Source organism: Arthrobacter sp. FW306-06-A (assembly GCF_021870055.1).
Classification (GTDB): domain Bacteria; phylum Actinomycetota; class Actinomycetes; order Actinomycetales; family Micrococcaceae; genus Arthrobacter.
Genome location: NZ_CP084552.1, coordinates 1,969,415 through 1,986,784 on the forward strand (window position 1 = coordinate 1,969,415; position 17,370 = coordinate 1,986,784).

At 67.1% G+C, this 17,370-nt stretch carries 16 protein-coding genes, 6 tRNA genes and 1 pseudogene; 9 read left to right on the forward strand and 14 right to left on the reverse strand.

The window, feature by feature from the left end; translation table 11 throughout:
* Nucleotides 1–10: 10 nt before the first annotated feature.
* From LFT49_RS08970 to LFT49_RS08985, 4 genes are all read right to left on the reverse strand, one after another.
* Nucleotides 11–754 (reverse strand): SDR family oxidoreductase, encoded by a 744-nt coding sequence (locus LFT49_RS08970; RefSeq protein WP_237430272.1) that lies wholly within the window; start codon nucleotides 752–754, stop codon nucleotides 11–13.
* Entirely contained in the window at nucleotides 751–2,118 is a 1,368-nt protein-coding gene (locus tag LFT49_RS08975; RefSeq protein WP_237430273.1) for a DUF6421 family protein, read from the reverse strand. Before LFT49_RS08975 ends, LFT49_RS08970 begins: the two co-directional genes overlap by 4 nt.
* Nucleotides 2,119–2,351: 233 nt before the next feature.
* Entirely contained in the window at nucleotides 2,352–2,810 is a 459-nt protein-coding gene (gene msrB, locus LFT49_RS08980; protein ID WP_237430494.1) for a peptide-methionine (R)-S-oxide reductase MsrB, read from the reverse strand.
* Nucleotides 2,811–2,869: 59 nt separating this feature from the next.
* Complete coding sequence (locus LFT49_RS08985) at nucleotides 2,870–3,361, reverse strand: hypothetical protein (RefSeq protein ID WP_236802098.1); 492 nt, start codon at nucleotides 3,359–3,361, stop codon at nucleotides 2,870–2,872.
* Nucleotides 3,362–3,519: 158 nt separating this feature from the next.
* Between LFT49_RS08985 and LFT49_RS08990 the strand changes: the two genes are divergently transcribed.
* From LFT49_RS08990 to LFT49_RS09000, 3 genes and pseudogenes are all read left to right on the forward strand, one after another.
* Complete coding sequence (locus tag LFT49_RS08990) at nucleotides 3,520–4,791, forward strand: alpha/beta hydrolase family protein (protein ID WP_237430274.1); 1,272 nt, start codon at nucleotides 3,520–3,522, stop codon at nucleotides 4,789–4,791.
* A 1-nt stretch (nucleotide 4,792) separates the two neighbouring features.
* On the forward strand, nucleotides 4,793–6,364 hold the full coding sequence (locus LFT49_RS08995) for a succinic semialdehyde dehydrogenase (RefSeq protein WP_237430275.1): 1,572 nt from the start codon (nucleotides 4,793–4,795) through the stop codon (nucleotides 6,362–6,364).
* Between the two features lie 47 nt (nucleotides 6,365–6,411).
* Nucleotides 6,412–7,265: pseudogene (locus LFT49_RS09000) on the forward strand (SDR family NAD(P)-dependent oxidoreductase).
* On the opposite strand, the gene ybaK reads toward LFT49_RS09000, so the two are convergent.
* Genes ybaK through LFT49_RS09015 form a run of 3 tightly spaced genes read right to left on the reverse strand, consistent with a single transcriptional unit; the run spans nucleotide 7,248 to nucleotide 9,174 of the window.
* Nucleotides 7,248–7,748 (reverse strand): Cys-tRNA(Pro) deacylase, encoded by a 501-nt coding sequence (gene ybaK / locus LFT49_RS09005; protein WP_237430276.1) that lies wholly within the window; start codon nucleotides 7,746–7,748, stop codon nucleotides 7,248–7,250. The pseudogene LFT49_RS09000 and the gene ybaK overlap by 18 nt on opposite strands.
* A gap of 10 nt (nucleotides 7,749–7,758) precedes the next feature.
* Complete coding sequence (locus LFT49_RS09010) at nucleotides 7,759–8,220, reverse strand: SufE family protein (protein ID WP_236802103.1); 462 nt, start codon at nucleotides 8,218–8,220, stop codon at nucleotides 7,759–7,761.
* 30 nt (nucleotides 8,221–8,250) lie between these two features.
* Nucleotides 8,251–9,174, reverse strand: a complete 924-nt coding sequence (locus tag LFT49_RS09015) for a sulfurtransferase (RefSeq protein WP_237430277.1) — start codon at nucleotides 9,172–9,174, stop codon at nucleotides 8,251–8,253.
* A 214-nt stretch (nucleotides 9,175–9,388) separates the two neighbouring features.
* Here LFT49_RS09015 and zapE point away from each other — a divergent pair, with 214 nt between their 5' ends.
* Entirely contained in the window at nucleotides 9,389–10,426 is a 1,038-nt protein-coding gene (gene zapE, locus LFT49_RS09020; RefSeq protein WP_237430278.1) for a cell division protein ZapE, read from the forward strand.
* Here zapE and LFT49_RS09025 read toward each other — a convergent pair.
* The 7 genes from LFT49_RS09025 to LFT49_RS09055 all read right to left on the reverse strand — a co-directional run bounded on the left by LFT49_RS09025 (nucleotide 10,423) and on the right by LFT49_RS09055 (nucleotide 12,781).
* Nucleotides 10,423–11,664 (reverse strand): benzoate/H(+) symporter BenE family transporter, encoded by a 1,242-nt coding sequence (locus LFT49_RS09025; protein ID WP_237430279.1) that lies wholly within the window; start codon nucleotides 11,662–11,664, stop codon nucleotides 10,423–10,425. The genes zapE and LFT49_RS09025 overlap by 4 nt on opposite strands.
* Nucleotides 11,665–11,837: 173 nt before the next feature.
* Complete coding sequence (locus LFT49_RS09030; RefSeq protein WP_442863681.1) at nucleotides 11,838–12,107, reverse strand: antitoxin; 270 nt, start codon at nucleotides 12,105–12,107, stop codon at nucleotides 11,838–11,840.
* Nucleotides 12,108–12,244: 137 nt separating this feature from the next.
* Nucleotides 12,245–12,319 (reverse strand) — tRNA-Val (locus LFT49_RS09035).
* A gap of 34 nt (nucleotides 12,320–12,353) precedes the next feature.
* Nucleotides 12,354–12,426 (reverse strand) — tRNA-Gly (locus LFT49_RS09040).
* A gap of 54 nt (nucleotides 12,427–12,480) precedes the next feature.
* Nucleotides 12,481–12,552 (reverse strand) — tRNA-Val (locus LFT49_RS09045).
* 38 nt (nucleotides 12,553–12,590) lie between these two features.
* Nucleotides 12,591–12,661, reverse strand: a tRNA-Cys gene (locus tag LFT49_RS09050).
* Nucleotides 12,662–12,708: 47 nt separating this feature from the next.
* Nucleotides 12,709–12,781: transfer RNA gene (locus LFT49_RS09055), tRNA-Gly, on the reverse strand.
* A gap of 305 nt (nucleotides 12,782–13,086) precedes the next feature.
* Between LFT49_RS09055 and LFT49_RS09060 the strand changes: the two genes are divergently transcribed.
* The 5 genes from LFT49_RS09060 to LFT49_RS09080 all read left to right on the forward strand — a co-directional run bounded on the left by LFT49_RS09060 (nucleotide 13,087) and on the right by LFT49_RS09080 (nucleotide 17,359).
* Nucleotides 13,087–13,158 (forward strand) — tRNA-Val (locus tag LFT49_RS09060).
* Between the two features lie 106 nt (nucleotides 13,159–13,264).
* Entirely contained in the window at nucleotides 13,265–14,140 is an 876-nt protein-coding gene (locus tag LFT49_RS09065; protein ID WP_237430280.1) for a cytochrome, read from the forward strand.
* A 74-nt stretch (nucleotides 14,141–14,214) separates the two neighbouring features.
* Nucleotides 14,215–14,817: a peptide deformylase gene (def, locus tag LFT49_RS09070; protein ID WP_237430281.1), complete on the forward strand. Its 603-nt coding sequence runs from the start codon at nucleotides 14,215–14,217 to the stop codon at nucleotides 14,815–14,817.
* Nucleotides 14,814–15,734: a methionyl-tRNA formyltransferase gene (fmt, locus tag LFT49_RS09075; RefSeq protein WP_237430282.1), complete on the forward strand. Its 921-nt coding sequence runs from the start codon at nucleotides 14,814–14,816 to the stop codon at nucleotides 15,732–15,734. Before def ends, fmt begins: the two co-directional genes overlap by 4 nt.
* Nucleotides 15,731–17,359 carry an RsmB/NOP family class I SAM-dependent RNA methyltransferase gene (locus LFT49_RS09080; protein WP_237430283.1) on the forward strand — a complete coding sequence of 543 codons (1,629 nt, stop codon included), beginning with the start codon at nucleotides 15,731–15,733 and terminating at the stop codon, nucleotides 17,357–17,359. Before fmt ends, LFT49_RS09080 begins: the two co-directional genes overlap by 4 nt.
* Nucleotides 17,360–17,370 lie beyond the last annotated feature (11 nt).

Below are 17,370 nucleotides of genomic sequence, written 5' to 3' on the forward strand. Positions count from 1 at the left end.
GTCACGGCCGTCAGTCCGCCAGCCGGAGCCGGGCACCGTTGAGTTCGGTGGACGGGGTGCCGAAAAGCCGTACGACGGCGGCAGCAAGGTCGGCCACGTCCGTCGCCCCGGGGAACTTCCGCTCCGGGTGGGCGCGGCGGAGTTCGTCGTCCACCAGCGCCTTGACCACCAGGACGACGGCAGCGGCGTTGCCGCCGCCGGCCTCGGACGCCCGGCGGAAGCCGTCGGCCACGGCCATGGTCCAGGCTTCCGCCGCTGCCTTCGCTGCGACATAGCTGGCTACTGCCGCGGTGGGCTTGTCCAGCGCGGTGGACGACACCATCACGAACCTGCCGGAGGCGGACGCCGCGATATCTTCGAAGAAGACCCGCGACACGTTCCGCAGCGTGGTGACGGCGCCGCGTTCCAGGAAGTCCCAGTCGTCGTCGGTCTGGTCGGGGATCCCCTTGGCCCCGCGCCAGCCACCCACCAGGTGGATCACGGCGTCCACGGGCCCGAATGCTGCGCCGACCTCGCCGCGCAGCTTCCTGACGTTTTCCAAATCCGCCAGGTCGCACGTGAAGGGGGTGACGCCGTCGCCCGCTTTCTCCGCGGCCGCCCTGATCCTGGCCTCATCCGAGCCCACCGTGGCCACGCGGTGGCCGGCCGAGGCGAGGGCGCGGGCCACGGCGATCCCCGAGGCGCCGCTGCCGCCCGTGACCAGGACGCGCGCCGGCGCAGAGCCAGTCGCGGCGCCTGTGGCCGTACTTGTCACAGCGCGGAACGGCCGGTGATGCCGGCGGTGGACTCAATAACCGGGCGCATCTTCTTCTCCAGTGCCTCGTAGAACATGGACAGCGGGAATTCGTCATCCAGGACCTGGTCCGTGAGGCCGCGGGGTGTCCCCGCCAGCGGCAGCGCATCCGGGCCCTTGGCCCACACGGAGGCCGGGTTCGGGGTGACGGTGGCGGACACCAGCTTGTAGGCCGCCAGCCAGTGGGCGGTCTTGGGCCGGTCGATGGAACGCCAGTACAGTTCGTCGATGCCGGCTCCCAAAGCGATGACGGCGTCCGCCACCTCATCCCAGTCGATGGTAAGCCGCGTGTCCGTCCAATGCAGCACGTGCTGCTGGTGCAGCCAGGCGAAGAGGAGCTGGCCGCCGAGGCCGTCGTAGTTGCGGATCCGGCTGCCGGTGATGGCGAAGCGGAAGATGCGGTCGAAGATGATGGCGTACTGCACCAGCTTCGCGTGCCGCCGGGCTTCGGGGTCGGCGTCCTCGTCCTTTTCGATCCGCACAGACTCGCGGAAAGCGGTGAGGTCGCAGCGCAGTTCCTCCAGCGAATACAGGAAGTAGGGCATGCGCTGCTTGATCATGAAGGGGTCGAAAGGCAGGTCGCCACGCATGTGGGTCCGGTCGTGGATCAGGTCCCACATCACGAACGTGGCCTCGGTGAGGTCCTGGTCCGCCAGGAGTTCCGCGGCGCCTTCCGGCAGTTCCAGGGAGGTGATCTCCGCGGCGGCCTTCAGGACGCGGCGGAACCGGGCGGCCTCGCGGTCGGCGAAGATGGCACCCCAGGTAAAGGTGGGGGTCTGGCTGACCGCCACCGTCTCGGGGAACAGGACGGCAGAGTTCGTGTCGTAGCCCGGGGTGAAGTCGACGAACCGGATGGGGACGAACAGCTTGTTGGAGTATCCCCCTGCTTCCAGCCCGTTGATGAACTCCGGCCAGATCACCTCGACCAGCACGGCCTCCACCAGGCGGTTGCTGCTGCCGTTCTGGGTGTACATGGGAAAGACCACCAGATGCTGCAGGCCGTCCTGGCGCAGTTCCTGCGGCTGGAACGCCAGCAGGGAGGACAGGAAGTCCGGCACCGCAAAGCCGCCGGCGGCCCAGACCTCGAAGTCGGCACAGGCAGCCTCAAGGTAAGCGGCGTCGTGCGGGAAGGCGGGGGACAGGGCCCTGATCGCCGTCACGATGGTTTCCACGTGGTCGGCTGCCCCAATGTGATCGGCAGGATCCGGGATGGACCCGTCCTTGACCTGCAGCGCCTGCAGTGCCGTGGCTGCCGTCTTCAGACGGAGCCAGTCCTGGTTCTGGGGGGAAATACCGGTAACAGCGGTGGTCAGGGTCTCTGTCATCGTCGGCTGCCTTTCTGGGTGCTTGCGTCTCTCTGGTGAGCGTAACAAGCGGCAAGAACGGCTTATGCCCGAAGGTCGGATGAGTAAGAAAGACTTATGCTCGGTGGGTGCGGGCCTGGTACGAGACCAGCCCCCGGCTGTTGGAACAGCGCGAGGGCTGGGGAGGCCTTGCTTGGTGCTTGGCCTGTGATGGTGCGCCTGGGCCCGCCTGGCCCGGGGGCCGGGGGTGCGCCTTAGCCTTGCGAACCGCCTTCGGCGTCGTCCTTGCTGACCAGCCGGAGGGACACCGAATTGATGCAGTAGCGCTGGTCGGTGGGTGTGCCATAGCCCTCGCCCTCGAACACGTGGCCCAGGTGGGAGTCGCAGGACCCGCACCGCACCTCGATCCGTTCCATACCCAGGGTGCGGTCGTGGATGTAGCGGACCTTCCCCTCAGCCAGCGGAGCCCAGAAGGAGGGCCAGCCGCAGTGCGAATCGAACTTCTCGTTGCTGGTGAACAGTTCGGCACCACAGGCACGGCACTGGTACACGCCCTCGGTATGGGTGTCCCAGTACTCGCCGGTATAAGGCCGTTCCGTCCCGGCCTGGCGGAGGACGTGGTACTCCTCCCGGGTCAGCTCCTCCCGCCACTGGGCGTCGGTTTTCTGGACCGCGTTTGCCCGTGCGGCACTTTCCTGGCCGCCACCAATCATGTCCGTTGCCTTGTTACCGAAGATGCTGTTTCCAAAGATGCTCATAGCATTTCCAACGCTCAGGAGTCGCCGATAAATCCCGAACCGGCGTATAGATGGAGCACAGGGACGCCCAGCTGGTCCTGTGCCTTGTTGGCCCAGTCCGTGTGGAAGGTGTCGGCCACGGCATGCGGCCTGGTGATCACCACGGCCTGGGACGCTCCGGTTTCCCGGACCTTGGCCACCAGGCTGTCCACGGCCTTGCCGTCCACCACCTGGCCGGTCACCCCGGAACCCAGCCCCTCCAGCGCAGCAAGTGATGCCGCAAGGGTTTCGTCCGCGTGGGCCCGTTCGACGGCGGCGTCCGGGTTGCGTGCCGCGAGCTCACGGAATGCCTTGGCAACGTCCAGCAGGGACAGGTTTTCGAGGAAGTCCACCAGCAGGTGCCGCTCCGTGTTTGCCGGCACCAGGACCAGCAGGCGGCTGTCCCCGCCATCCACCAGCCGTTCAATGTTCAGGCGGTCTTCCGCGCCCAGTGGTTCTTCGGTCAGGATGACGATGGGATCACTCATGGCCTTAGCCTAGCGCCGCGCGGGGAGGCCTGCACTGCACTTCCGGTGCACGCCGCACGCCGCAGGGCGACGTGCCGGTCCCGTCCTGGAATGCAGGTATCGGCGGCAGGGCCGGTAAGAATAGTCCCATGGCACCTTTCCGGCGAGCGCGCCCTGCAATGACTGCACCCACCCGGGACTCCGGCGGCATGTCGCCGGGGGCGAAGTGGGCCATCGGCGGGGCGATTGCCGGCGGCTCGGTGGCAAGCCTGCTGGGAGCAGGGTCCTCAGCGCTCGCCGTGTACTTCGCCCGCCGCGTAATCACCCCGGCCCGGCAACGGGCGGCGGACAAGGAAGTGCTGGCCGTGATCCGTGACGGGCAAAAGCAGCAGGTGATCCTGGCTGCCAACGATGACACCACGGTGGATGGGGTCTACGGATTCTTTTTCGACGGCGGCAAGGGCCACGCCCGCATCGGCCGCATCATTTCCTACTCACCGGCGGAACGGACGGTCCTGCGCGAGGTCGAAGCCGTCTACAGCGGGGACCTCTCAACCGCGCGCTGGGGATGGTGGAGCGGCGCCACCTACCCGGACCCGGCCGCCGTCGGGATTCCTGCCGAAGATGTGCTGATTCCCGTCGAGCGGGGCGAAGCGCCGGCCTGGCTGGTGCGCGCCAAGGGAACGGCCCGCACCTGGGCCATCATGGTGCACGGCCGCGGTGCCACCCGGCAGGAGGCCCTCCGGGCGGTGGGCCCGGCCCTGGAACTGGGACTGACCAGCCTGCTGGTGTCCTACCGGAACGACGGACTGGCGCCCTCGGCTGACGATGGACGGTATGGCCTGGGTTCAACGGAGTGGCAGGACATCGAAGCCGCCATCGATTACGCCCTGGCCCACGGTGCCGAGGAAGTGGTCCTGTTCGGCTGGTCCATGGGCGGAGCCATCTGCCTGCAGACCGCAGACCTCTCCCGCCACCGGCACCTGATCCGGGCCATGGTGCTCGACGCACCGGTCATCGACTGGGTCACCGTCCTGGCGCACCACGCGCAGCTGAACCGGATCCCGTCGCTGGTGGGCAGGTACGGGCAGCTGATGCTGGGCCATCCACTGGGACGCAGGCTCACCGGCCTGTCCGCACCGGTGGACCTCAAAGTCATGGACTGGGTGTCCCGGGCCGTCGAACTGCGCACGCCCACCCTCATCATCCACAGCGTCGACGACGAGTACGTACCGTACGGACCCTCCGCCCTGCTGGCTGAACGGAACCCGGAGATGGTGACCTTCGAAACGTTCAACCATGCGCGGCACACCAAGGAATGGAACGTCGATCCCGAACGCTGGGAGCGGCTGGTGAAGGCCTGGCTCCGTCAACAGCTTGCGCCCCGCCTCAATCCCGGTTCCAGGCCTGGCCCGGAATCAGCGGCACAACACACCGCAACGGGGGCGTGACATGGCGAAACAACAGGGGACCGGGGCGTTGATTGACCGGGGGCGGCTCCTGGCTGCGGATCTTTCCCAACTGGTGGCGGCCGCAGCAGGCCGGCCAAGCCAGGCTTCCCACGCCCCCTTCGACGGGACCCTGGTGGGCGAAGTGCCGGTGTGCACCACGGACGACGTCGGCGCCGCCGTTGACCGCGCACGCCTCGCCCAGCAGCGTTGGGCCGGGCTCCCGGTCACCGAACGCCGGGCGGTGGTGCGCAGCTTCCGCAGGCTGCTGCTGGACCGGGAACAGGACATCCTGGACCTGGTGCAGGCCGAAAGCGGCAAGGCCCGGCTGAGTGCCTTTGAGGAGTTCGCGGACGTCGTGCTGACGGCCAACTATTACGAGCGCAGCGCCGAGCGGTACCTGGGGCCGCGGCGCCGGAAGGGGGCCGCCCCTGTCCTGACCCGCACCACCGAATACCGTGTGCCCAAGGGAGTGGTGGGGGTCATCAGCCCCTGGAACTACCCGCTTACCCTCGCGGTCTCCGACGCCCTGCCCGCCCTCCTGGCAGGCAACGGCATCGTCCTGAAGCCGGATTCCCAGACGCCCTTCACGGCCCTGCTGATGCTCAAACTGCTCCGCGAGGCCGGCCTGCCCGCGGACCTGTTCCAGATCGTCACGGGACCAGGCACAGAGATTGGCCCCGCCTTGATCGGGCGGGTGGACTTCCTGATGTTCACCGGTTCCTCGCAGACCGGCAAGACCGTGGCCCGGCAATGCGGCGAGCGGCTGATCGGCTTCTCCGCCGAACTTGGCGGCAAGAACCCCATGCTGGTGCTGGCCGATGCGGACGTTGCCAAGGCAGCCAGCGGCGCCGTCCACGCCTGTTTTTCCAACTCCGGGCAGCTGTGCGTGAGCATCGAACGGATTTACGTCCATGCTGACGTGCATGCCGGTTTCCTCGCGGCGTTTACTGACCAGGTGAAGGCGATCCGGATGGGCCCGGGACCGGACTGGGACATCGGCATGGGGTCACTCATCAGCGTGGCACAGGTGGAGCGCGTGGACCGCCACGTCCAGGACGCGCTGGCCAAGGGGGCACAACTCCTCGCCGGCGGACGGCGGAGGCCGGACCTGGGACCGTTGTTCTACGAACCCACGGTCCTGGCAGGAGTCACCCCGGAGATGCTCCTGGCCCGGGAGGAGACGTTCGGTCCCGTGGTGGCCGTCTACCGGGCAGCGGACGACGACGAAGCCGTGGCAATGGCCAATGATTCCGACTTTGGGCTGAACGGCAGCGTCTGGTCTGCCCGCCACGGGGAAGAGGTGGGCCGCCGGCTTTTGACGGGAACCGTCAACGTCAACGAAGGCTATGCCGCAACCTGGGCTTCCCATGACGCGCCGATTGGCGGGATGAAGGACTCCGGCGCCGGACGCCGCCACGGCCGGGAAGGCATCCTCAAATACACCGAGCCGCAAACCATTGCCGTGCAGCGGCTGCTCAGGGTGGCGCCAACCCCCGGCATGTCCAACCGCGCCTACGCCCGCATCATGAAGGGCGCAGTCACCCTCATGGGCCGCTTCCCCCGCAGACGGTAGGGCTTGCCCTGCCCACACCCGTTCCACCAAACACCAGGAGAACCGACATGGCCAGAGGAACCCGACTTTCCGGGGCAACACTGTTGATTACGGGAGGTGGAAGCGGGCTGGGCCGCCGCCTGGCGCTGGGAGCGGCGCGGCGCGGAAGCCGGGTGGTGATCTGGGATGTAGATGCTGAAGCAGGGGCAGCGGTTCGTGACGAGATCCGCGCCGCAGGAGGGTCGGCCGAGGCCCGGATCGTCGACGTCACTGACCGGGAAGCCGTGGTGACGGCCGCCGCTGCGGCCGGGCCCGTGGATGTCTTGGTCAACAATGCCGGGGTGGTCAGCGGCCAACCGCTCCTTGATACCACGGATGAGGCCATCGAACGGACCATGAAGGTCAACGTCATGGCGCTGTATTGGGTGACGCGCGCGTTCCTCGCCGGGATGGCAAGCCGGCGCCACGGAACCGTCGTCACCGTTGCCAGCGCCGCCGCACTGGTGGGGGTCGCCAGGCAGACTGACTACTCCGCCAGCAAGTTCGCCCCTTCGGCTTCAATGAGTCTCTGCGCGCCGAGGTCCGTGCCGCCCAACTCGGGGTCAACACGCTGGTGGTGTGCCCGTATTACATCGACACCGGGATGTTCGCCGGCGTCCAGACCCGCTGGCCCATGCTCCTCCCGATCCTCCAGGAAGAGGACGTGGCCGCCAAGGTCCTCGATGCCATCGAGGCCGGCCACAGGAAGCTGGTCCTGCCGCCCCTGGTGAACCTGCTTCCGGTCCTCCGTATCCTTCCGGTCAGCGTTTTTGACCGGCTCATGGACGTCCTCGGAGTCAACCGGACCATGGACAATTTCACCGGCCGGCACACTGGTCCTGAAAAGTCTGCGAACGGCGGAGGTTTACCCGGCCGGAAGTGAACTGATGGGGGCGGTGACCGCGCCCGTCAGGCGGACCAGGTCAGTTGGGGCGAGCTCAATATCCAGGCCCCGCCTGCCGCCGGACACCAGCACGGTGTCCAGGGCCAGGGCACTGGAATCCAGCACCGTGGGGGACGGCTGGCGCTGGCCCAGCGGGGAGATGCCACCCAGGACGTATCCGGTGCGCCGCTGGGCTGCAGCAGGATCGGCCATGGCAGCCTTTTTGGAGCCCATGGCAGCGGCCATGGCCTTCAGGTCGAGGGCCCCGCTCACCGGAACGATGCCCACCGCGAGCCTGCCCTCAACGTCCACCATCAACGTCTTGAAGACGCGGGACGGATCCATGCCCAGGGCCTGCGCAGCTTCGGCGCCGTAGCTCGCGGCGGAGGGATCGTGGGTGTACGGGTGCAGCACAAAGGGAACCCCGGCCGCGGTCAATGCCGCTGTAGCCGGGGTTCCCTGGGCTGAGTTTCTGCGCGCCATGAATGGGCGGTCAGGACTGGGCGCCGGACGCGGCGGCCACCTTGCGCTTGATCCTGCCCAGCATGGCGGTCATGCCGCGCATGCGCAGCGGCGTGATGGCGCGGGTGAGCCCCAGCAGTTCCGGCATGTCATCCGGGACAGACAGGATCTCTGCTGCGGAAAGGCCGTCCAGCCCCTCGTGCAGGACACCGGCAAAACCCCGCGTGGTGGGAGCCTCGGCGGGAGCCTTGAAGTAGAGGCGCACTTCGCCGGCGGGACCGGCGTCGTTGGACTCTGTCTCGATGGTGAGGAACAGCGGCGACTGGCACTCCACCACCTGCTCAAGGAGCTCAGGGTGGTCCTTGAGCCGGTCGGGGAGCTCCGGCAGTCCTTCCGAGAACTCCAGCAGCAACTGAAGCCTTTCGGGTTCGGACAGGGCCTGGAAGTCGTCCACAATCGCCGCCAGGGCGGAAGGCAAAGCTTGAGTAGTCATCGGTCCAAGTCTACGCGGGGGAGCAGAGGGTCAGGCTCCGACGGCGACGGGTACAGACCCGCGCTCAGCGCCTTTGACGATGGGAACGCGCACGGCGTTGCCCCACTCGGTCCAGGATCCGTCGTAGTTGCGGACGGAATCGAAGCCCAGGAGGTACTTGAGCGCGAACCAGGTGTGGCTGGAACGTTCGCCGATGCGGCAGTAAGCCACCACGTCGTCACCCTGGGCCAGGCCGGCCTCGCCAAGGTAGATCGCCTCAAGCTCCTCCCGGCTGCGGAAGGTGCCGTCGGCGGCAGCGGCGCGGGCCCACGGGACGGACGCAGCGGTGGGGATGTGTCCGCCGCGCAGCGCGCCCTCCTCCGGGTAGGCCGGCATGTGGGTGCGCTGGCCGGTGTATTCCTCGGGGGAGCGGACGTCGATGAGCGGCTTGCCCAGGTGGGCCAAGACATCGTCCTTGAAGGCCCGGATGGGAGCGTCATCGCGCTCGACCACCGGGTAGTTGCCGCGGACAGGCGTTGGCTTGTCCTTGGTCAGTTCCCGGCCTTCGGCAACCCACTTGTCCCGGCCGCCGTCGAGCAGCCGGACGTCCTGGTGGCCGAAGAGCGTGAACACCCAGAGGGCGTAGGCAGCCCACCAGTTGGACTTGTCGCCGTAGATCACCACGGTGCTGTCCCGGGAAATTCCCTTGGATGCGGCCAGTTCGGCGAATGCGGCGCCGTCAACGTAGTCGCGGGACACTTCGTCGTTCAGGTCGGTGTGCCAGTCGATCTTGACCGCGCCCGGAATGTGGCCGGTCTCGTACAACAGCACGTCCTCGTCGGACTCCACCACGACGAGTTCGCCGTTTGCCACTGCGCCGCCTTCGATGGCAGCTGCGAGCCACTCGGTGGAAACGAGCCGCTCCGGGTGGGCATAGGCTGCGAACTTCTCATTCTGTTCAACCGGGTAGGGCATGGCTTGGCCTTTCAGTAAGAGCACGGGAAACCGCGGAACATGCGTTGAAACCTCTTCCCACCCTAGCCAGCGCCCGGGAGGTTGTCCGTATTCCGTTAACAGGGGGAAATGTTGCCTTCATCACGTGGCGGGCGGCAGGACGGCCTCCCGCCCGGGTACGGTCCGCATTGCCGGTATCCTTTCTGGGGACCAACCACCAGCAGAACGGACCACCTTGGTACAGATCGAACAGCTTGCCGCCCGCACCCCGGCAGTCTCGGTGGACGAGCTCCTCAAGGGCTTCTACCCGTCGCCGCGGTTTGGCGAGGTCTCCTTTTCGAGCTACCGCCCGGACCCTAAACAGCCCAGCCAGGCCGCCGCAGTGCGTGAACTGCAGGGATTCGCCGACGGCGTGGGGTCGGGCAACGGGGGCGGGCTTTTCAAGAAGCTGTTCGGCAAGAAGGACGAGTCCAGGGCCGGCATTTACCTGGACGGCGGCTTCGGCGTGGGCAAGACGCACCTGCTCGCGTCCCTGTGGCACGCAGCCCCGGGCCCCAAGGCTTTCGGTACCTTCGTGGAGTACACCAACCTGGTGGGCGCCCTCTCCTTCCGCAAGACCGTGGACGCCCTGAGCAGCTACCAACTGGTCTGCATCGACGAATTCGAGCTGGACGATCCGGGCGACACCGTCCTGATGTCCCGGCTCATGCGGGAACTGGCCGACGCCGGCGTCAAACTTGCCGCCACCTCCAACACCCTGCCGGGCTCCCTGGGCGACGGCCGGTTCGCCGCCGTGGACTTCCAGCGCGAAATCCAGGTGCTGGCAGACCAGTTCGAGGTCATCCGCATCGACGGCGAGGACTTCCGGCACCGCGGCCTCCCCGCGGCACCGGCCCCGCTGAGGAACAGCGAGCTGAATGCCCACATGAAGGCGGAGTTCGACGGCAAGACCGTGGCACAGGACGAGTTTTCCACGCTCATCCACCACCTCGCCGGCGTGCACCCCAGCCGCTACCGCAAGTTGATCGACGGCATTGACGGTGTGGTGTGGCGCAACGTGGAAACCATTACCGAGCAGGCCGTGGCGCTGCGCTTCGTGGTGCTGGCCGACCGGCTCTACGACAAGGACGTTCCCATCCTGGCCAGCGGTGTTCCGTTCGACAAGCTGTTCACCGAGGAAATGATGACCGGCGGGTACATGAAGAAGTACTTCCGCGCCGTGTCCCGCCTTACAGCCCTGGCGCGCGAAGGCCAGAACCACGAACCTTCCTAGCGGGTTCCCGGTTCACCGCCGCTGCGTTCCGGCTTCTGCCGCCTGACCAGAGTTGCCCGGACCACCAGGCCGGCCAGGAGTGCCCAGAATGCTGAACCAATGCCCGCAAAGGCCAGGCCCGAAGCTGCCATCAAAAAGGTGACGGCGGGCGCGATGCGGTCCTCCGGGTCCGCCAGCGCGGCAGACACGGCTGACACCAGCGTGCCCAGCAGGGCCAGACCCGCCACGGCTTCGAGCATTCCCGCCGGCGCCTGGTTCACCACGGAGACCAGGGCGGTGGAGAAGGCGGCCAGCACCAGGTAGGCCAGTCCGGACGTGAAGCCGGCCACCCACCGCCTGCTGCGGTCCGCGCCGGCCTCCTCGCCGGCGGCCAGCGCCGCGCTCAGCGCCGCGAGGTTGATGGCGTGGCCGCCAAATGGCGCCGCCGCAACAGTTCCCGCTCCCGTGACCAGCATGGCCGGCTGCCAGGGTGTTTCATACCCGAAAGAACGAAGCACCGCTACGCCGGGCACGTTCTGCGAGGCCATGGTCACCACGAACAACGGGAGGGCGATCCCTGCCATGGCCTGCAGGCTGAATGCGGGCGTAGTCCACGTTAGTGCAGGCATCAGGGCACCCGAATCCACGGACGTGCCGGCAGAGGCCAACGAAACACCGATCACGGCCAGGGCCACAAGCAAGGCAGCGGGCACGGCCCACCGCGGAGCGAACTTCATCATCACCAGCCAGCAGAGAATTACCGGCGCCACAAACAGGGGCACCGTGCCCAGCGCCTTGAAGGGGGCCAGGCAGAGTTGCAGCAGGACCCCGGCCAGCATCGCCTGGGCCAGGGAGGAGGGGATCTTCGCTATCACCCTGCCGAGCGCCGGCACAAGGCCGGTCAGGGCCAGCAGCACACCGGCGGCAATGAAGCCCCCGACGGCAGCCGGCCACCCGCCGTCGGGCATCCCTGACGCCGCAAGCAGCGCCGCGCCCGGCGTGGACCAGGCCAGCGTTACCGGAACCTTGGAGCGCCAGGCGAGGACAAGGACGCCAAGGCCGACGGCGAGCGTCAGCGCCAGCAGGCCGGACGCTGCCTGCGCGGGATCGGCGCCCACTGCCCTGAGCCCGGCCAGGACGACGGCAAACGACGAGGTGAAGCCCACCAGCGCGGTGACGATGCCGGCCACCACCGGACGGGATTCGATCCGGGTCCGGCCGGCAGGGGGAGTGGTGGAAGGTGCGGGGGGCTCGGGCATATCCGCAGGTTACCGGTGGGGCTTGGGGAAGCGGGAATTGCAACGGCATCGCGGTCAACCGGCCTCAACTGTGCCGCGCATAGACAGTCCTTAAACGCCAAAGGCGCGGGCGCCGCCTCGCGGCGGGACCCGCGCCCCGTTGACGTGCTAGGGCAAGGCCCTGGCCAAATCCTTTACGGAGCCCTGTCAACCGGCGGAACCGGATTTCCAGGAGCAGCCGGGGGAACCTGCCCGGTGGCAGGTGCCTGGCCCGGGGTTCCGTTCTTGTCCACGAGCTTGGAAGCGCCATCCTGGATCTTGTCGACGTGGCCTGCGTACTTGCCGCCGGTCTTGGTGTCGACGAAATCGCCGGCCTTGCTGATGCCGTTCTTGATGGCCTGCTCGTTACCGCGGATGAGACCCTGAGCCTTGCCCTTTAGATCGTCAATCAAACCCACGAGCACCTCCCTTCTATCGCGGAGCCAGGTTGCTCCTCGCGCATTCGATCCTATCGGGGCGGAGAAGGGGTGCCAAGGGAATCGCGTTCGCCAGCAGCGGATACCCGGAAACGACAAAAGCAGCTCCGGAGAGCTGCTTTTCGTGGTGGGCGATACTGGGATCGAACCAGTGACCTCTTCCGTGTCAGGGAAGCGCGCTACCGCTGCGCCAATCGCCCCGAACCGGAAGACCGGTAAGTGGGATAAAAAGAGAGCGGACGACGAGATTCGAACTCGCGACATCCACCTTGGCAAGGTGGTGCTCTACCAGCTGAGCTACGTCCGCGGATGCAGGATGTTCCGGTAAACCGGTGGTACTGCGGGCAAGTTTCCTTGCCAGTGGGCGATACTGGGATCGAACCAGTGACCTCTTCCGTGTCAGGGAAGCGCGCTACCGCTGCGCCAATCGCCCATTGAATCCGAAAGATCCGGAATCCATGGTTTTCACCGAGGTGGGTACGGGATTCGAACCCGTGTATACGGCTTTGCAGGCCGCTGCCTCGCCTCTCGGCCAACCCACCGTGTTAGCTTCGGTTCCTGGGAACGTTTGCTGTGACAGTGTCCTGCGAGCGGACGACGAGATTCGAACTCGCGACATCCACCTTGGCAAGGTGGTGCTCTACCAGCTGAGCTACGTCCGCATTTTGGAGGTTGATTCCCTGCCGTTTCCGGCATTTCCTCGCGTTCCAACGAGTAAAAACAATATAGGAGGTTCCGGGAAACTCCAAATCGCTCCGTCCGCCTGATGCGGGATGCCCCCCGCTTCCGCGTGATTCCGGGGATTTAGTGACTTACAGCCGTGTAATTTTACGACGGCGCCTGGCGGCGTCCTGCGGCCGGGTTGCGGGTGGGAGGTGCTGCTGGAGGCACTTTTGCCGGGAGGCGCCGAGCCGCCGAGGCCGATTTTTGAAATGGGGCAGAGGTGGGCTAGCATTCAAATGCATCGGGGCGATTGGCGCAGTGGTAGCGCGCTTCGTTCACACCGAAGAGGTCACTGGTTCGAACCCAGTATCGCCCACCCGCAGAGGTCCGTTTCCGCTCATCAGCAGCGGAAGCGGACCTTTTTTCGTGTGCAGCTCCGGCTCCCGGAGCTTTTGTCGGCCCCCTGTGAAAGAGTCTTTTGTATGACTGATCCGCTTCTCGCCCATGCCACCGAATACGGTCGGATGTACGCACGGTCAACGTCTGAGCAGTTCGCCGTCCCTTCCATCACCACCGTGATCAGCCAGCAGCCACACGGCCTCGACGGCTGGTTCGGTTACATGGGTGCCAGCAGCCTGGCCAATGACCCGCTGCTCTCGGACTGCCTGGGCAGCCCTGCCAAGATCAAGCAGGCCATCAACCGTGCCGCCAAGGCTGCCGAAACCTACCGGGATGACGCCGCCCGGCGCGGCGACCGTGTCCATAACTACTGCGAACAGGTGGCGCTGCGCGCACTGGGGCGCCCGCACGCCATGAAGGAAGCCCGCGAAGCCCTGGCCGCCAACGGCGAGGAAGCTTTCGCGGTGCGCTTCGATGAATGGTGGGAACTTTTCCGGGTGGAGCCCATCGCTCCCGAGATCACGGTGTGGAACGATTCCGTCGGTTACGCCGGAACCCTGGACCTCGTAGCACGTATCAACGGGCGCGTCTGCCTGATTGACTACAAGACCAAGGGCACCACCCGGGACGGGCTGGTCAAGCCCCTGGATAACAAAGTGGTCATGCAGTTGGTGGCCGGGATGAAGGCGGAAGAGAGCCTCGTGGATGCGGAGGCGGGAACCTGGGAGCCTTGGAAGTATGGGGAAAATCCCGTCCTGCTTGCCGTCGCCATCGGTGAGACAGAGGTCCGGCCCGTCCGGGCAAACCCTGAAGTCCTTAAGCACCACTGGTGGAAATTCTGCGCGCTGCGCCGGGTCTGGGAACTGAACGCCGACACGATCGGTGCCGGCACGGCGCTGCTGCCCATCGCACCTCCGCCGCTCGCCCAGGCAGGAGCTGTCCAGGCGCGCACGGCTTAGCTCCGTGCAGCCATCAGGACTGCACCTAAACTGGATAGGTTCCAATTGCCGCCAACCGTGAGGACAAACAGCGCATGGCTATTCTGAATATCCGCATCATCGGCGATCCTGTGTTGCGCACAGTCGCCGATCCAGTGACGGAATTCGGACCCGAGCTTGCCAAACTGGTCGCCGACATGACCGAGACCATGGAGGACGTCGACGGCGCCGGGCTTGCCGCTCCGCAGGTCGGCGTCAGCAAGCGCGTCTTCACCTACCGCATCGACGGCGTCGAAGGACACATCATCAATCCGGTCCTGGAGAACAGCGGGGACTACCAGCCGGACCATGTGGAAGGCTGCCTCTCCATTCCGGGCCTCGGGTTCCCGGTCCGCCGCTTCCGGTCCACACGGGTCACCGGCGTGGACATGCATGGCAACCCCGTCTCCATCGAAGGGGAGGGCATGCTGGCACGCTGCTTCCAGCATGAAAACGACCACCTGGACGGCATCCTCTACACCGACCGGCTTGAGGGCGAGGACCGGAAGGCTGCACTACGGTCCATCCGCAACGCCAACTATGACGCCGTGACCGAACGCACCACGGCCAAGCGCGCCAAGAGCGTGGGGTCGAGTTTCGGCGGGTCAAGCATTGGCGGAAACAGCGCCCCCGGCGCCAGCTTCGGCGCAGCCGGGTGAGGGTCCTCTTTGCGGGAACCCCCGCGGTCGCAGTCCCATCCCTTGACGCACTCGTCAACGCCGGGTTCGAAGTCGTCGCCGTCCTGACCCGCCCCGATGCACCCATCGGCCGGAAACGCGTGCTGACGCCGTCGCCCGTTGCGCAGCGGGCCGCTGAACTTGGCATCGACGTCATCCACGCAGCCCGCCTGGACGCTGAGGCCATCGCCAAAATCTCCGCAGTGCAGCCGGACGTTGCTGCCATCGTCGCCTACGGCGGCCTGGTCCCACCTGCAGCCTTGGACATTCCGCGGCACGGCTGGGTCAACCTGCATTTCTCCCTGCTGCCCGCCTGGCGCGGTGCCGCCCCCGTCCAGCGGTCCGTCATGGCCGGTGACGACGTCACCGGTGCTGTTACCTTCCAACTCGAGGAAGGCTTGGACACAGGCCCCGTCTTTGGCACCCTGACGGAAGCCGTCAAACCCCAGGACACGGCAGGGGACCTGCTGGAGCGGCTTTCCCACAGCGGCGCGGTGCTGCTGGCACAGACACTGTCGGCCATCGATGCCGGAAAGGCCTCCCCCCAGCCGCAGGCCGGCGAGGTGTCGCTTGCGCCCAAGCTGACCCTGGAGGACGGCCATCTCAACTGGGCCCATCCGGCGCTGGCGATCAGCAGGCAGGCACGCGGCGTTACCCCGGAGCCCGGCGCCTGGACCCTGCTGGACGGACAACGGGTCAAACTCGAGCCGGTCCGGCTCCGCCCCGAGGTGACCCACCTGGCCCCTGGCGCAGTGGCGCTCCACGGGAAAGCTGTGCTGGTTGGAACAGGGTCCCACGCAGTGGAACTCACCCGGATCCAGCCAGCCGGCAAAAAGATGATGGCCGCAGCCGACTGGGCGCGCGGCCTGGCTTCTCTGGAAAGTGTGGTGTTCGAATGAGCAGCTCCGGCGGCAACGCAGGCGGACAAGGCAGCGCCGGAGGGCGGGGTGGCGCCGGGAGGAACGGCCAAGGCAGCAGCGGCGGACCCGCCGGTGGCCGCGGCAGGGGCGGACCTCCGGACACCAGCAGGCGCAATGCCCAGGGACGGGAACGCAACCGCGGGCCCAAACGAAACTTCACCGAGCAGGCGCCGTCGCAGCGGACCAGGCGCGCCGACCCCGCGCGCCTGGTGGCTTTCGAAGTCCTTCGCGCCGTGGCCCAGGAGGACGCCTACGCCAACCTGGTGCTGCCCGCCCGCATCCGGCACCACCACCTGGACAAGCGGGACGCCGGCTTTGCCACCGAGCTGAGCTACGGGGCCCTGCGCGGCCAGGGCACCTACGACGCCATCCTGGCACGCTGCGTGGACCGGCCCCTGTCCCAACTCGATCCCGCCGTCCTGGACGCCCTCCGCATCGGCGCGCACCAGCTGCTGGCCATGCGGGTCCCGGCGCACGCGGCGCTGGACCAGACCGTGGGGCTGGCCCGTGCAGTCATTGGCGCCGGTCCCTCCGCCTTGATCAACGCCGTCCTGCGCAAGGTGTCCGCCCGCACCCTTGAAGAGTGGCTGGACCTGCTGGTGGAGGGCGAAACCGATCAGACGAAGATTGCCGCGCTGCGGTTCGCCCACCCCGAGTGGATCGTGCGGGCCATGCGCCAGTCGCTTGTGGCACACGGCAGGCCCGCCACCGAAATCGACGGCCTGCTGGAAGCGGACAATGCCGCCCCGGTGGTCAACCTGGTGGCCCTGCCCGGGCTGGGCAGCCTGGACGAAGCCCTGGAAAACGGTGCCGCCCCCGGCGAACTGGTGGAAGGCTCCGCGCTCTCCAGCGGCGGGGACCTGGGCCGCCTCGCGTCCGTGCGGGCCGGCACCACGCGGGTGCAGGACGTTGGATCCCAGTTGGTGGCCAGGGCCCTTGCTGCCGTGGACCTCGGCGGGGCGTCGGACCGTGCAGGCGCAGACGGCACAGCGCCGGACTCAACGAAGGAGGCCTGGCTGGACCTCTGCGCGGGACCCGGTGGAAAAGCTGCGCTCCTTGGTGCCCTGGCGCACCAGCGCGGTGCCACACTGCTGGCGAACGAACCGGCGCCGCACAGGGCAAAGCTCGTCAGCCAGGCGTTGTCTGCCGTTCCGCACGACACTTGGCAGGTCCGCACCGGTGACGGCCGGGACGTGGGGGCCGAGCAGCCGGAACGGTACACCCGGGTGCTGGTGGACGTTCCCTGCACCGGCCTGGGAGCACTGCGGCGCCGGCCGGAGTCCCGGTGGCGGCGCTCGCCCAAGGACATCACGGACCTCGGCCCGTTGCAGCGCGAACTGCTGGCCTCCGCCCTTGCGGCAGTCCGTCCCGGGGGAGTGGTGGCGTACGTGACCTGTTCACCGCATCCGGCCGAGACCACTGCTGTGGTGGCGGACGTCCTGCGCAAGCGCGATGACCTGGAACTCCTCGACGCCGGCGCCGCCCTTGACGCTGTCAGCCTGACCGGAAGCCTTGAGGCCGGGCACGACATGACGGCCCAGCTCTGGCCCCACATCCACCACACCGACGCCATGTTCCTGGCCCTGATCAGGAAGAAGGCCTGAACGGGAGGAAA

What these genes read in the sequence shown, in the direction of transcription:
- LFT49_RS08975 (WP_237430273.1), bottom strand. Translation starts at nt 2,118, where the DNA reads ATGACAGAGACCCTGACCACCGCTGTTACCGGTATTTCCCCCCAGAAC.
- msrB (WP_237430494.1), bottom strand. Translation starts at nt 2,810, where the DNA reads ATGATTGGTGGCGGCCAGGAAAGTGCCGCACGGGCAAACGCGGTCCAG.
- LFT49_RS08985 (WP_236802098.1), bottom strand. Translation starts at nt 3,361, where the DNA reads ATGAGTGATCCCATCGTCATCCTGACCGAAGAACCACTGGGCGCGGAA.
- LFT49_RS08990 (WP_237430274.1), top strand. Translation starts at nt 3,520, where the DNA reads ATGACTGCACCCACCCGGGACTCCGGCGGCATGTCGCCGGGGGCGAAG.
- LFT49_RS08995 (WP_237430275.1), top strand. Translation starts at nt 4,793, where the DNA reads ATGGCGAAACAACAGGGGACCGGGGCGTTGATTGACCGGGGGCGGCTC.
- ybaK (WP_237430276.1), bottom strand. Translation starts at nt 7,748, where the DNA reads ATGGCGCGCAGAAACTCAGCCCAGGGAACCCCGGCTACAGCGGCATTG.
- LFT49_RS09010 (WP_236802103.1), bottom strand. Translation starts at nt 8,220, where the DNA reads ATGACTACTCAAGCTTTGCCTTCCGCCCTGGCGGCGATTGTGGACGAC.
- LFT49_RS09015 (WP_237430277.1), bottom strand. Translation starts at nt 9,174, where the DNA reads ATGCCCTACCCGGTTGAACAGAATGAGAAGTTCGCAGCCTATGCCCAC.
- LFT49_RS09025 (WP_237430279.1), bottom strand. Translation starts at nt 11,664, where the DNA reads ATGCCCGAGCCCCCCGCACCTTCCACCACTCCCCCTGCCGGCCGGACC.
- LFT49_RS09065 (WP_237430280.1), top strand. Translation starts at nt 13,265, where the DNA reads ATGACTGATCCGCTTCTCGCCCATGCCACCGAATACGGTCGGATGTAC.
- def (WP_237430281.1), top strand. Translation starts at nt 14,215, where the DNA reads ATGGCTATTCTGAATATCCGCATCATCGGCGATCCTGTGTTGCGCACA.
- LFT49_RS09080 (WP_237430283.1), top strand. Translation starts at nt 15,731, where the DNA reads ATGAGCAGCTCCGGCGGCAACGCAGGCGGACAAGGCAGCGCCGGAGGG.